The organism is Exiguobacterium sp. TNDT2, assembly GCF_003331145.1.
Taxonomy (GTDB): Bacteria; Bacillota; Bacilli; order Exiguobacteriales; family Exiguobacteriaceae; genus Exiguobacterium.
This window is the reverse complement of sequence record NZ_QLVE01000023.1, coordinates 1-15115: the sequence shown is the minus strand read 5'-3', so window position 1 is coordinate 15115 and position 15115 is coordinate 1. Positions and strand designations below refer to the sequence as shown.

7 protein-coding genes are annotated in these 15115 nt (G+C 52.6%); 1 reads left to right on the top strand and 6 read right to left on the bottom strand.

The features are described from left to right. Positions 1 to 156: 156 nt before the first annotated feature. Positions 157 to 2217, bottom strand: a complete 2061-nt coding sequence (locus DPV68_RS11185) for a bifunctional metallophosphatase/5'-nucleotidase (RefSeq protein WP_198662298.1) — start codon at positions 2215 to 2217, stop codon at positions 157 to 159. Between the two features lie 285 nt (positions 2218 to 2502). On the opposite strand from DPV68_RS11185, the gene DPV68_RS11180 reads away from it, so the two are divergent. Further along, positions 2503 to 4311, top strand: a complete 1809-nt coding sequence (locus DPV68_RS11180) for a hypothetical protein (protein WP_114166891.1) — start codon at positions 2503 to 2505, stop codon at positions 4309 to 4311. A gap of 32 nt (positions 4312 to 4343) precedes the next feature. On the opposite strand, the gene DPV68_RS11175 is transcribed toward DPV68_RS11180, so the two are convergent. The 5 genes from DPV68_RS11175 to DPV68_RS11155 form a co-directional block, all read right to left on the bottom strand. Further along, the gene (locus DPV68_RS11175; RefSeq protein WP_232819613.1) at positions 4344 to 4850 is read right to left on the bottom strand and encodes a hypothetical protein; all 507 of its coding nucleotides are present in this window, start codon (positions 4848 to 4850) and stop codon (positions 4344 to 4346) included. A gap of 33 nt (positions 4851 to 4883) precedes the next feature. Then, the gene (locus tag DPV68_RS11170) at positions 4884 to 7220 is read right to left on the bottom strand and encodes a hypothetical protein (RefSeq protein ID WP_157964172.1); all 2337 of its coding nucleotides are present in this window, start codon (positions 7218 to 7220) and stop codon (positions 4884 to 4886) included. Positions 7221 to 7369: 149 nt separating this feature from the next. Further along, positions 7370 to 9439, bottom strand: a complete 2070-nt coding sequence (locus DPV68_RS11165) for a heparinase II/III family protein (protein WP_232819612.1) — start codon at positions 9437 to 9439, stop codon at positions 7370 to 7372. Positions 9440 to 9554: 115 nt separating this feature from the next. After that, a complete protein-coding gene (locus tag DPV68_RS11160) occupies positions 9555 to 11642 on the bottom strand; it encodes a heparinase II/III family protein (RefSeq protein ID WP_114166958.1) in 2088 nt (695 codons plus the stop codon). 155 nt (positions 11643 to 11797) lie between these two features. Next, positions 11798 to 15052 (bottom strand): Ig-like domain-containing protein, encoded by a 3255-nt coding sequence (locus tag DPV68_RS11155; protein WP_157964171.1) that lies wholly within the window; start codon positions 15050 to 15052, stop codon positions 11798 to 11800. Between the last annotated feature and the right edge of the window lie 63 nt (positions 15053 to 15115).

Genomic DNA, 15115 nt, shown 5'->3' with positions numbered 1-15115 from the left:
ATTCTACCAATAACTCAATCCCTTTTGTTGAGACACATCCTTCTGTATAGTACCAAAGTTACAGGGTGGTCGCAATTCGCTCAACCGCGACGTCATTTTCCGACAAATTGCGACAAAAAAGACGAATCAGGTATGACCCTGATTCGTCTAATCGCCTTATTGGTTTACGTCAACGATACGTCCTTCAACCTTCGGTGTGATTTCTCCGAGGCTGAGCATGTGGTCGCGCAAGTTCTCCCAGTCGCTGAGGCCGAGGTCTGTGACACGTCCATCTTTAAACGCAGCTTCGAACTCAGCGTAGTTGTCGCCGCCTTGAGCCGTATAGAAGTTCGTCGCAATTTTATACGATCCGCTTGCTTCGATGGCAACGTCTGTTGTGCCATTGTTGTACGTCACGCTAACGATGCGCTCGTTCGCCGGCTTCGAGCTGTCAAATTCGACTTTAAGTCCTGACACTTGGAGGAAGCCGCCGCTCTCCCGTGGATAGACGCTCACACTGCGCTCGAGCGCCGCGAGAAGTTCTGCACCCGTGAGTTCCATGACGGCGAGCGTATTCCCGAACGGGAGCACCGTGATGACTTCACCTGTCGTCACTGATCCTTCATCAATACCCGCACGGATCCCGCCAGCATTTTGAACGGCCGCGATGACGTTCGCATCATATTCTTTCGCTTTCGCGAGCATGCCGTCCGCGATCAAGTTACCGAGTGCCGTCTCTTGCTTCCGCACGCTCGGTGCCGTGATGTCGCCTTCGTCACGCGGATTTGTCAATTCTGCCTTCAAAGTCACACCAATCGGCTCGAGGCTGATTTTATCAACATCTTCTTTAAACGGAGCGAGAAGTGAGATCGCACGCGCATCCGGTTCAAGTACTTTCACGTCAATCAACTTGCCGGCATGGCTGACGATTTTTCCGTCTTTATCGAACTCGACATCGAGTGTTCCAAGGAATTCACTGTATTGGAACGCTTGAACGATGACCGTCGGCTCGGTCTTGCCTTCTGAAATGACGACCGGTGCGTTGAGACGCGAGTGTGTGTGACCACCGATGATGACATCGATACCGTCGACGTTTTCAGCTAGAAGCAAGTCGTTGTCGACGTTCGGGTTGTCATTGTAGCCAAGGTGAGAGACGGCGACAATTTGGTTTACACCCATCGCTTCAAACGCCGCGACCGCTTTTTTCGCTTCTGCGATGTAGTTTTGGAACTGGATTGGTCCTGGACTTGCGATATCAGCCGTCTCTTCTGTCGTCAAACCGAAGAATCCGACTTTTTTCCCGTCTACGACTTTGATGACACCTTCATAAAGACGGCCGTTGTACGCCTTCTCTGTCGTCTCGTCCCGGTACAAGTTCTTCATGTATTGGTCGCCCGAGTAGTCGACGTTTGAGCTGACGAACGGGAAGTTCGCATAGCGGACAAAGTTCGACAATTCTTTATGGCCTTGTTCTGTCCCGAGGTCGAACTCATGGTTACCCGGAACCATCAAGTCATACTTCATGTAGTTCATGAGTTTGAGGTCGGCTTGACCTTTGAACTCGTTGAAATAGAGCGACCCTGAGAAGACATCACCCGCGTCAATCAAGAGAGCGTCTGGATTTTCAGCACGGACTTGCTTGATTGCGGTTGCGCGGTTCGGCGCGTACTTGAGCGCGGCATGCGTATCGTTCGTATGCATGACCGAAAGTTTGTAGCCTTCGACCGTGTATGGGACTTCGAGTGTAATGGTTTTACCACGATTTGTGTACGTAGCCGTCGCGACAAATTCGCCGACTTCGCTTGTGTCGATTCCACTCCAACGGACCGGTTTCTCATATGTGCCACTTACAAACGTAACATGTTGCTTCAAGATACCTGTCGCTGGTTTACCTTGTTTAAAGACGAGCGATTCTTTCGGTGCTACAATTGCCATCGGGTAGTCAAGGACACGGACGCGCTTCTCGACAATCATACCTTTCCCTTTGACATAACCGCGTGCCGTCTGGAATGTCCCAAGTTTCTTCAAGTTCACGCTCGACTTATACCAATGAATCGGCGCCCCTTTATATGTAGCATCCAGCGCGTGATCGAGATTTCCTCCTGTGACGTAGGCAGCGCCTAATTTAATGTCTGCGGCTTTCGGCGCGGCTTCAACTGCTGCCGGTGTGATTGACGCTGCCGATACGGCCGCTACCGCGAGTGCCGTGTAGAGCCTCTGTGATGTCTTCTGTCGCATGAACAATTCCCCTTTCAGTTTTCGCAAACAGCACAAAAGTAAGTAAGCGCTTACATGAACCATGCCACATGATTTCGCTTTACCCCGAAGTAGCTCCATACTTACTTTAGTATGTACGATTCGCTTTAGTTCTAGAGTAACGGATATTCTCCTATTCAACAATCACGAAATGAAGAAATTAAAACTTTTTACAATTTCCATAAAAACGTTTCCCGTCATTTGTTAATTGATGACATTCTGCTGCTTTCTTTTCTATATAATGGATGAAGATAAAGGAGGAGAACTATGTATAAACCGTTAACAGCCCTTATGCTCGCATTGTTTGTCATCTTTAACGTCCAAACCGCGGACGCGGCGACCGCGCCTTATAAGACGGTGCAGTCGACCCAGCTCAAAGCGAATACGAAGTCTGGTGCGAAGACACTTCAGACGCTCAAAGCCAACACGCGCCTTAGCGTCATCAGTAAGACGAACACGTGGGCGTATGTCCAGGTCGGCAAGACGAAGGGTTATGTCATGATGCGTTCGCTCATCCCGCTCGAGATTCCGATCAAACAATTCGATTATAACGAAGTCATGACGTACAAAGGGACCGACATCATCAGCATCGGCGGGAAAGGAATCAAAATCGACCCGGCGTTATTGCCGTTCTTCAAACAAAATGCGGAGGCGCTCCGTAGCACATTCGTGCAACCGGTCGTCAAAAACAATACGCTCGTCAAGTTTGAAAAACTGACGATCGGCTTCTTCGCCCCGGTCAACAAAACGTTCACGATCGATAAGAACGCAGCGGCACGCATTGACAGCCTATCGCTGCAAGTCAGAAACGCGGTCACCATAACGACGACTGCCCCGCTCCGTCAAGTCGTCTTGAACGCCTCCCCGCACTTCGCCCCTTTAGAAGATGAGGCGTTGAGCGTGACCTTGAATGGACCAATTCAACAATTTCACAGTGACGGGGTTTTCACGCTAAAAGGCAAAGGCAGCATCGAGCGTTGGGACCTCGCCAAAGAGACGGCGTACTCATTCATCATTCCGGCGCTCTACAATGGCGAAGTCGGCCTTGTGAACATGAAAAATAGCGACGGGGTGATCCGAGGCTCGAACACGTTCAACGTGCGTGCCGTCTCGGGCCCGTCAAAGGCTTCACTCATCGACGGGACGAACGGCATTCTCGGAGCGACGAAAGTCACGAAAATCATTCAAGGCAAACGAATGGGACGCGAGGAGAAGGCCATCGATCAATTGTGGTCAAAGATGACGACTGCTCAGCTTGAATCCTTGCTCAAACAGTTGAGCATCTCGTATACACCAGACCGGATGGACGCCTACGTCACAGCGTTCAAACAAAACCATGGCGCCGGCGTGAACAAACGTCTCGTCGCCAGTAAAGAAGACGTACGCTTTATCATTCAAACGGTCGATACCGTCCTCACATCGAACTTATCGAGTCCACCTTATGTCTCCATCGATGCTGGACGAGTCACCGTGAAGACGAACCATCTCGTGAAAGCACGAAACGAGTCGACGGTTCCTTACAAACGAAACGTGACGGCCATCGTAAAAGATGGTGTCTTACAATCGATCACGTTCAAACGTGAAGAAGACCCGACCATCGATTTGAAAGCGTACGAACATGATAATGGGCGCTATCTTACAACAACCGCCCCAGGCAGTTATCGTGTCGTCACAATCGATGATGGGATGGTGAAAGGATTCACCTACATCATCCAGCAGCAGGCGGAGCTTGATCGCCTATACGGAAAAGGTTACTTTGAACTCGTTCAATTGAACGGAAACGCACCTGCGACCTACAATCAACCGGCCCCGGTCTTCGAGGCCAAAATCGTCAAACACGGATACGCCACCTACTTGGTCGTGCGCTCGAGTGACCGCGACTGGATGAAAAACGTCCACTCCTATACATTGCCGGTCAACAAAAACTACATCGCTGGCGGCCCGGTGATCGCCGACAAAATCGACATCGGTGACTGGAACCCGAACGATTCCGTCGTCCTCTCACACTATGACGGGAAGATAAATGACGGACTCATCGTCAAAGCTTACGGCTATCAAAATGCCAAACAAAAATAAGATAAAGCCATCTCGCGAGAGATGGCTTTATCTTATTTCGGTTGGCTGATAATCGTGATCCAGGCGTTTGAGACCGGACCTGCGATGATGGCATAGTCAGACGGTTTCGCCAAGTTGAGCAGGCGGCCGTTTTGATAGAAAAACAAGTTTGTGACGACACCGCCGCCAGAAGCGCCAATCGTGATGCCACGTGCCGTGAGCGTCTCGTCTGGGTCGACAATGATTGAGACGACCGAGTCGACGCGGTCGCGTCGAATGGTCAAGTAGCCACGTTTCGGGTCGATCGTGACAGATTTAAACCCAAGTGGGTAGTGCGATGCGTTAGCGTGGATGTAAGGTCCATTTTTCGCGTCAAATCGAAGTGCCATCCCACTGAACGTGAGCGCATCCCCCGTCACGGACGGCAACAGGCCTGAATTCGCGTCAGCGTCATCTTCAGCCCGGGTCCAGAGCACCCCTGTCAACAACAACGCGCAAGCAATCGCGACTTGCATCCAGCCCTGCATCTTCTTCTTCATTCGTAATTCGGTACGGCTCATAGTTCCTCCCTATAGGCGGTTTGCCTTGTTTGTTTATTTGACGTATACGGTTTTGGTCGTCGTCTTGCCGCGTGGTGTGACGAGTTTGACTGTCAATTTCGTCCCTTTGCGTTGTGGTGCGATCGCGAGCGACGAACTCGTCGTCGTCACATTCCGCGTCGCGAGGACGGTCGTCCCGCGCGATACGGTGATCGTGCCGTAATTGACGTTCGCCTTCACTGAAACCGAGCGGCTCGTGCTCGTAAGCGCCCCCACTGTGATGCTCGGTGCGATTCCTTCCGTGACAGCCATCTTCTGTTGATGACGGAAACGACCGTCTTGGCTCAACAATGTCACCGCTTGCCCGGTCGTGAAGCGCGGGAAGCGGAGCGTCACCCGTCCCGTCGAACTTGCCGTCGCCTTGACCACACCATTCGGACTGGTGAGCGTAACGGCCGAGTTCGGTAAGAAAATCCCTGTCCACGAGCTAATCTCATTATTGATTTTCAACTGACTGAGCACTGTCGCCGGCAAGACGATCGTCTCGTCCTGCGTTCTCGTCCGGTTCGTCGCCCGTACTGTCACGGTCGCGCCCGGCTTGACCGGAAGTTGATAGCGTGTCGGTGACAGCTGTTTCACTGTCACGGCTTGACCATTAACGAGGAAACGGAGCGAGGCACTCGCCTCTTTTTTCACCGTGAACACGGCATTCGTCTTCATGAGCAACACGTCGGTCACGTCGACCGTCGGCAATCCGTAATCCTCTTTCACCGTCTCTAACTTGTACGCCTCTTCGACATCACGTGCTTTCTTATAATAGACACGCCCGCCTTTCGGAAACTCGTTCGTGAAACGGGCAATACCTGAGGCATCGGCGACAGCGGTCGCTCCTGTCAACATGTACGGATCGTTATATGTGATCTCGACGACTTCACCCGGTGTCGTCTTGAAAACGGCACCGTTGTAGCGGCTGAGCGAGACGAGCGTCACCCCGTTGTCGAATGCTTCACGCTCGGTCGTTGTGATTTCCACCTTCTCAGCTAGACTTGTGTCGGTCGAATGGCTAACCGTGATCATGCCGCCGGCAAAAAGCGTCGTGCCGAGCTCGTGACGAAACACACCTTGTGCGTCCGCCTGAACGCTCGCGCCAATAAACTTCGTCTCGTTAAACTGGCGATAAGCGACCCAGACCGTCACGTTCGGCGCTGTCTTCCCTGTGATTTCGGTCAACGTGCCTGATGATTCGACCGTGATTGGGACATAATCGTAAAATGTCTGCGTCCATGGGAATGTCAAACCGGCCGTCGTGAACGTGAGTGCCACTTTACCCGGTGACGTAATCTCGAACCCGTCATTAATCTTTACGTTCGCTGGGACGTCCAGGAGCGTCTCGCTCACATGGGGACGGAGGATTTCACCACCTAATGTGTTGATGACAAGCTCTGGCGTATAAGGTATGTTCGTGTACCAATTTTTCGTCGTCTTCGATACGTTGAGCGAAATTGACTTCGGAAACTCGTAAACGTCCTCACCACCATAGAGCCTGTCTCCCACAAGCAGGCCGCGGCTCGTCGCTGCAACCGACAACCAACCGTTTCTGCTGTATTCCAACGGCTCCGTCGTGAGGGCGCGGCTCGCTCGGTCGTATGTCGTCAACTTCATCCGGTTGATGAGATACATCTTGCCGTCGTACATGTAGACGCCATCGATATGATACTCGCTTGCGAACGCCTCATACGTCAACGTCCGCGCCTTGTCGTCGTAGAAGTAGAGCCCTTCCTCTGTCCGGACGAGGACCGTTCCCTCCTCTTTGAAAGAATAGAGGCGGGCGAGCCGACTTTTCATCGCGAACGAATCTTTCTCGACAAACGTCACGGCGTCCAAGATCGTCGTCTTTTCACCGCCTGACACGAGGACGTCTCCGTTATCTAGGAACGTCGATGACTCCCCTGTGAATCGATGGAGGACGTTGCCGTCGAGGTCGATGACGACCCCTTCATGCAAGTTCATCTTAAGTAGGATGCGGCCTCGTGCAACGTCCGTGTCGACAATCGCTTGATAAAACTGCGGAGACGTGATTTGCGTCGACTCACCCGTCGTGAGGTTGACGCGCTCGACCGACCGTGATCGCTCAATCAACACATCCTCACCATAAGCAATGATACTGACGTCGTATGTACTATCGAGCGGAGCGAGCACGCGTGCGCCCGTCTCGTCATTCACAAAATGATAGACGCTTTTCTGTGTCGTCTGATCATACGACTCCTCTATGACGTAGTCGCTCCCTTTAATCAATGCCCGATTCTTCATATCAATCGGCGCCGCCTGGGCCGATTCTCCCCCTGCCCATACCGCCAGCGCGAGCACTGTACCCGTCATCCACTTGTTCATCATTCGTCTCTCCCTTTTGACACTTACACATGTGTTTAAAAATCTGTTAAGAATATCCAAAATTATAATTTCCTTTACTGATTTTAAATTAGTTCCCAATCATCCGCAAGAGTAAAAAAGGTAGAATTCGAGATTTTTTTGAAAAAGGGTCAATTTTCGGATACAGGGATACGGATGCTATGTTTCGTACCGCTCGCTAGCCAGTAGGTGACGACGTCCAACCCCCTTTGTTGTTCGAACGTGGTTTTGACGATCGGATTATCGGTCCGATCGAGACGGATCAGTGTCAAGTAACGGACATTCGTACCATATTCGACCGAGACGACCTGCCTACGCTCGACCCACTCAAAGTCGCGGCTCGCGACATGGCTCGCCTCGATGTCCATATACGACCCGTCCGTCTGGATGAGTTGGACGAACTGAATCGAACGTCGATTCAAATCGCGGAACAAAACGTCACGTTCTTGCACGGAGCCTCCGACGAGATGGAGCCCTACTCCGAGATGAAACCGCTGCACGAACATATCAGGCTCCGGTGACGTGATTCGGTCATCGACGAGAAGCGTGCGTGCTTTATCGTAGATGAGACGACGTTCGTGTGTCGCCCCGTTGCCGATGAGTCGGCTGACGCCATGGGCGACGATCGCTTTCACATCTTGCTGGACCGACACGATTCCACTCTGTCCAATATGTTCGACGGACAAGTCGAGCTCTTCACCGAGCCGGTGAACCGTGTTATGGGCAGCGACACGTAATGCCTGAGCACGTTCAACCCGATCCGTATAACCGTAGCGACCAGTCTCGACGATAAAATCTCTTCCGAGACCGTATAAATCTAAACTGAGATCGTCGGCGTGCTTGTGGGCATAGCCGTTATAACCAGCTGTCATCATGATATGTGTCGCGTCGCTGAAGGCGCGTTTCGGATGCGTCCAGTATTCGCGCATGACGGCGTATTGCGTTCCAAGTTGTTTGTAAAGCTCGGTCGGTATCACCCCATCTTTCCCGCCACTTAGCGCGTAAACAAGCTCAGGAAAATCCTGCGTGTCCGGGATGAGGTCATAAGGTCGGATATGACCACTCGTGTCCCCGAAAATCGGCAGTGTCCGGTTCGGTTTGACCATGTATGCGAGCTGCATCGGCATCTGGCGGATCGTCCCTAACCGTTGCGGTAACTCGATACCGTTCAATTCCGCCCACTCCTTAAAGCGAGCCAACGTGTGATAGACGTAAACGTGATAGCCGGGTGAGTGTTCGAGATGTGTGCCGTCATCCGCCAAGCTCGCCTCGAGCTGGTCGTCGAGCCTGGCCCGGGCGATTCGTCCCCAATCCTCGCTCCCCTCAAACTCAGGGAACATCTCGGAGACGGCGAGCAATGCCATGTCTTGGAACAGGCCTTGGTTATGCCGCACCCTGTAAAACGCGGATGACGCCAACAGGACGGCATGGTCGTACACCACGCCTAATATGAGTTCGGTCAGGCGCGGGTCGCGATGAAGCTCCGACTGGCGGTATGCGTCCCAAAAGCTGAGTAGATGGAACACGCGGACGGCGGTTCCATGTGGGTCATAGGCGACACGGTCCAATGGGGCGCGAAACGTAGAATGCTTCCGTGTCCAGCTGCGGATGACACGCTCAGCGTAGGCGAGATAATCAAGTCGACCAGTTGTCCGGTACGCCCGTGTCAACTGGTTGACCGTCGTCCAGTAATGAAGTTGAAAGTGGAACGACTTGCTGTCGACGACAGGCACGTCTTCATCCCAATCGAACGATTCGATATCATCGACACGGATTCGGTGCGGCGCCGTCGGGATATACCAGTCACCATTGAGTGCTTGGTCAGCGAACGTGACGGCCTGGTCGTCCGTCAAGCGCTCGTATATATAGGCGACGCCCGGAGCCTTTTTTCGCATATAGTCGTGGACAAGGATGCGATTCAGACCGCTCGTGAGCCGCACTTTTGTGAGTGGCCGGGTCAGGATGAGTTCGACCGCCGACATCAAAACGAGCAGTTGTCGCGACCGCGATCGGACGAGCACATAACGGCCGTACGGTCGGATGACCCGGTATTCCATTGTCTCGTTCGTCCGCACGTGCGGAACAATTTGCTTGCCTTTCCATTGATACAACATCGTCCCCGGTGCGAGCCGGGCGTTCCAGTCGCTTCCCGCCCATATCGTGAGCTGGTTGACGAGCTGTCTAGAGATTGAGCGTTCCATCGTGACCCCCACTTCATTTCCATTCATCACTTGAAAATTCTACCTGAACAGGGCATAGGATACAACGAAAATTCATCCAAGACGACAGACAGCCCGGCATACGGCCGGGCTGTAATTATTTTGGAATCGTCATCTCACCCGTCTCTCCATTGGAGACCGTATACGTGACGAGATAATCGGTTTCGCGTTCTTCGAGATCCGCCTGCTCGATATACGTGTTCGTCCGGTCGATCCGAATGAGCGTGATATAGCGGACGTCCGTGCCGTATTCGACCGAGACGACCTGTTCGCGCGGCTTCCATTCGAAGTCGCGGACCGATAAGTGGCTCGGCTGAATCGACATGTACGAGTCCTCGTCCGTCTCGAGCTGTATGAGCTGGATCGTACGGCGCGCCGCATCACGGAATTGGACGTCGTTTTGGTCGATCGATCCACGCGACAAGTTCAACCCGTCACCGAGATGGAACCGTTGGACGAACATATCGGGCTCAGGTGACGTGATCTGGTCATAGACGACGAGCGTCTTCGCCTTGTCGTAGACGAGCGTACGGCGATGCATCCCGCCTTTCCCGACGAGTTCACTCTCACCGATGGCGATGCTCGTCGCACCGAGGTCTTTGACCGAGACGATTCGGCTCTTGCCGACCATATCGGGACTTAAATCGAGCCCTTCACCATAACGGTGGACCGTGTTATGCGCCTCGGCTCTGAACACTTCGCGCCGTTCCGGGCGATTCGTGTAGCCGTAGCGCCCCGTCTCGATGATGAAGTCGCGCGCGAGCCCATACAAATCGATACTCAAGTCGTCGGCGTGCTTATGGGCGTTCGAATGATACCCTGCCGTCATCATGACTTGCGTCGCACCAGAAAACGCCTGTGGCGGCTTCGCCCAATATTCGCGCATGAAGCTGTACTGACTACCGAGCTGTTTCGTCAACAGTGTCGGTTCCGTCCCTTCCACCCCGCCACTGACGGCATAGGCGAGCTCCGGATAGTCGGCTGTCCCCGGGATGATGTTCATCGCCCGCAAGTGCCCGGCCGTGTCGCCAAAAATCGGCAACGTCCGGTTCGGCTTGACCATGTAGGCGAGCTGGACCGGAATCTCTTTTATGTCCTCGATGCGCGACGGCAGCGTGAACTGGTTCTTTTCGGCCCATTCGAGGAAGCGGCCGAACGTGTGGTAGACGTATACTTGATAGCCCGGCGAATGCTCGAGATGGATGCCGTCGGGCGAGATGCTGTGCGAGATTTGTCCCTGTAGCCGCGTGGCCGCGAGCGACTGCCACGCCCCGCTCTTATCGAACTCAGGGAAGCTTTGGGCGATGGCGGTGAGCGCCATGTCTTGGAAGATACCATGGTTATGGCGCGGCTTGTAGAAGTCGGATGACGCCAAAATCTCGCCGTGTTCATAGATCGTTTTCAACATCAGTTCGGTGAACGCCGGGTCTTTATGGAGCGATGTCTTTTTATAGATGTCCCAATAGTTCAACAGATGGAAGACGCGAATCGCTGTCCCTTGGTCATTGTAGCCCCACTTGAGACGCTTGTAGTTCGACGCCGGGTGGGCCGCCGTCCAACTTTTGACGAGCCGCTCCCCGTACTTGAGATACTCGACGTTGCCCGAGTCGTTGTACGCTTGCGTCAACTGATTGAGCACAGTCAAATAATGGAGCTGGAACGGGTACGATGTGCTGTCGACTGCCGGTACGTCCTTATGCCAGTTGAACGTATCGATGTTCGGGACGAGCAACTGGTTCGGTGCCGTCGGGATATACCAGTCGCCGCGAAGCGCACGATCGGCGAACTGTTTCGCCTGTTCTGTCGTCAAACGGTCATATTCATACGGGGTGTGGACCGGCGTCCCGCGCATATAGTCGTGGATGAGCGAACGGTTCACCGTGCTCGTGAGCCTTGCTTTCGTGAGCGAACGGGCCGGGACGACCTGTGCCTGGCTCTTCTTCACGTAGATCGGCTTGCCGCCAGACATGGCGAGGTAATACCAGCCGGATGGGCGGACGATGCGGTATTCACGCGTCGTGCTGAGCGTCTGGAGCGGCACGACTTTTTTATCTTGCATCTGGTGAATCGTCGTCTTCGGGGCGACGCGGACGTTAAAGTCCGAATTGGCCTCGGCCGCAAGTGGCGACAAGACGAGTACACCGCCGAGAAGTACTGCGGTAATCGATTTATTAAATCGGTTCATGTTTTTTGCCTCACAATTCCAAAAGTATGTCATTTGTAAATTGTATCCAAAAAATAAAGATTAAACAATAAAAAGTGGATAGCATTTCCCTTTTGCTACAATCGGTGGATTCAAAAAGACGCCCGCTCTTCTTCAAGAGCGGACGCCCGGTGCGGTCAATAAACCGTCACTTTCCGTTCGACCGTGGCATAACCGGCTCGCGAGACGCGGACAGTGAGCACGGTCCCTTTCTTTTGTTTCGGGATGGCGACCGAAAACGTCGCTTTCGACGAGGCGCGCATCGTCTTGCCGAGTTGGCGCGTCCCGACATAGACGCGCACGTAGGCGGCCGCATCGGCTTTACCGGTGACAGTCGTGCTCGTCGTCCGGACCGGTGCGACCGACACTGTCTTGAAAGCGTTCATGATAGTCGTCTTCGCGGCCGTCGAGTTGTTACCGGCAACGTCACGTGCCGTGACCGACACCGCCTGACCTGCTTGCCAATTCGAGACGACGAGACGGTAAACGCCTGTTGAGTCGGCTTTCGTCGCATACGTCTTGCCGCGGTACGTGATGCGAACGGTTGACCCGGCCTCCGCTTTCCCACTCACATTTTTCAGTGGCGCGACAAGAGTGTTCACGGTCGGACGGGCCGGTGCCGTCTTGTCCGTTACTTTAAACGTCATCGATTTCGTCTGACCAAACGGGTCTTTCGCGATGACGCGGAGCGGCTCGTTTTGGATGAGCGGGCGCGTGATCGCCGAGGCAAATGAGCCGTCGGCGCTCGCAACATTCGTCTTGATACGCTTGCCTGACCCGTCATAAATCTCGTATGAGACGTACGGGTCGAGCTGACCTTTGATCGTCTTCTTCCCAGATTCGGCGTACAGCTGCTTCGGCGTCGTGAGCGTCGACGGTTTCGTCAACGTCTTCTTGAACGCATACTTGAGCGTCCCATCCTCGTTTTTCAAACGAAGTTCGACGTCGATTGGGAACGTGTGTGGTTCTGGTAACGTGACGAGTGTACTGTAATCGTTCAATTTCACTTGGGTGCCATTGACAATCAGTTCGTATGCCGTGTGATTGATGCGGCGGTTCTCGTTTGCGAGCCAAAGTTTTGTGCCGGCTGCGTTGACTCGGATGTCTTGAATTCGGTAATCGAATACATAACTCGACTCCACCGCTTTGTTCCCAGCTTCATCGGAAACGCTCACCGGATAGATATTCGACGTGTATTTCGTGATTGGATAGGTCAACTTAAAGGTAAACCGTCCATTTGCGTCAGCAATCTGTGTGTCCAGTTGACCAGAACGGCCATGCGTCACTTTCATGAACGGTTCGGTCGTCCCGGTGATTGTCTGCTCCCCGTATAAGATTCGATTCAATTGAAGTGCGGGTGGCGTCGTGTCGGTCACTTGAAGTGTCATCACTGTCCGGATTCCATCTGTATTCGTCACTTGGATGCGTATTTGTTCAACCTTCGCCTCTTTAAACGTTTGTGCCGGTTTAGGCGGCATTAGGTGGAGAGCCATACGCAATACATATTTTTCATCGACCGGCACCCATTCTCCATTAATTTTGTAGTGAGCCTCATGGGATGTGATGACGTCGTCTGTCGTCAAACGCATTAACCCCGTCTCTTCAGAAATCTTGCTCGTATTATCTTTTCCATTAATCGATATGACCGGTGCCGTTAAATCCTTTGGCATGAGTAGATGCGATCCCTCAGCTGTTCCGTCCTGCCGTTTGATGACGAAACGATATTCGAGTTTCTCAAGTGCAGTCGGGAGTTGGATTGAGAAATTTCCGCTTTCATCAGCTTTTTGATTAATCAACTGTCCAGGGGAGTCATGCAGATGCCGCTTCATATAGAAGCTTACGGTTGCGTAAGGTTCAGTCTTACCAACGATTACAACGCCCCCTTCGGCAAAATTCTGCATCGTTGGTGCGTTGATTTGTCGATAGACCCCTTCCACGTAAGCTGACAACTGATTTCCATACTTAACTCGGATTCGGTATTGATCCCCTTCTGCGAGCAAAATTGTGGCGCGTCCATTCGAGAGGCTGATTTGTTTCACGTCAATTTCGCCATCGGGCGTCGTCACTTGAACTTCTGCCTCAGTCGCGATAGGTGACGTCGCAGTGGCGTCGATATGCATCGTGTCATCGACGAATGTCACGGTCGGTTTAGCGAGCGGACGCTTCTCTTGAATAGTCACATTGACACCTAAATTTTGTGGCAGCGTATCCGTCTTCAAATGAACGGAGTAAGTCCCACGTTCAAATAACGGGAGTTCCGTGGAAAACGCCCCGTTCGCGTCAGAAGTGACGGCATACTCCCCTTGGTCCGATTTTAAGATGAGCGTGACGTCTGGTTCTGTCTTCCCCTCAAATTTACCCGAAACCGTCGACGGCTCCGTTTGAATCGTTAACGGGAACTTTGACGGTTCGACAGCTTGTCGCAACTTCTGTGTCGCATATACTTGACCGTCTTGCGAATAAGTCAGCGTTTTATTCGATGTCTGATCAGTCGTAAATTCCACATAGAAACGTCCGGTCTCGTCGGCCACAATCACGTCATCACCGTACGCGATAGTCGCATTCGGATACGTATACCCCTCAAGGGCGTGTGAATGATTGACCGTGTGGTAGGGCTTCTCGTCAGATGCGACAAGCGGCGGCACAATCATGTTTTCTGTCCGTAACGCCGATTTGTCCGGGTGGATGATTTCAAGTTGGGCCGAAAACCCATCGATGAACGATTGGAACGGTAAATCTGCATAGATTCGAAACTGTCCGTCTCGTTCAGAATAAGAAGAATATACCCGACCACCGATTGTCAGTCTAAGTTCCTGGAACGGTAAGGTCTTCCCTGCCAATCCATTTTGACCAGGCAGCAAGGGCTCGATTTCGAGGGGAACGTGAAACGTTTGATTTGCTCGATATGTCTCGGTCAGGCTTCGTTCGTACGAGCCGTCACGTGTATACGCTCTTACTTCAGTTGAGTGTCTCAACGGAATCGACAACGTCCCATTCCCAATCAGCGTCTCTCCTTCATAGACGGCGACGATTTCAATACCCGGATGCGTCTGCAATAACATCTTTCCGTCTTTCACCCCGTAAAACGAAGGCGGCGGAAACTCCATGTAGTACAGCGATTCCCTTGCTTGCCAAATCGTTTGATAAAACTCACCAGTTTTTTTGTAAAAGTAGACGGTTCGTCCATCTACCGGACGCTCGAGCGAGACGGTGAATGTCCCGTCCGCCTTCACTTCGACCGGTTCAATCTTGCCATCAGTATTAACGTAAAGCTGCTCACTCATCGTCGTAGATCCAGTAACTTGAGTCGCTGAAGCAAGAAATTCATCGACTGTAAAGGCTTCAGTCGCTTCGACCGGGCTGAGCGAAGAACCGATTAGCGCAATAATCATTAAAACGCTAAATAATTTACTAATTATGGATTTTCTATTCATTTTCAAGTCTCTCTTCGATTT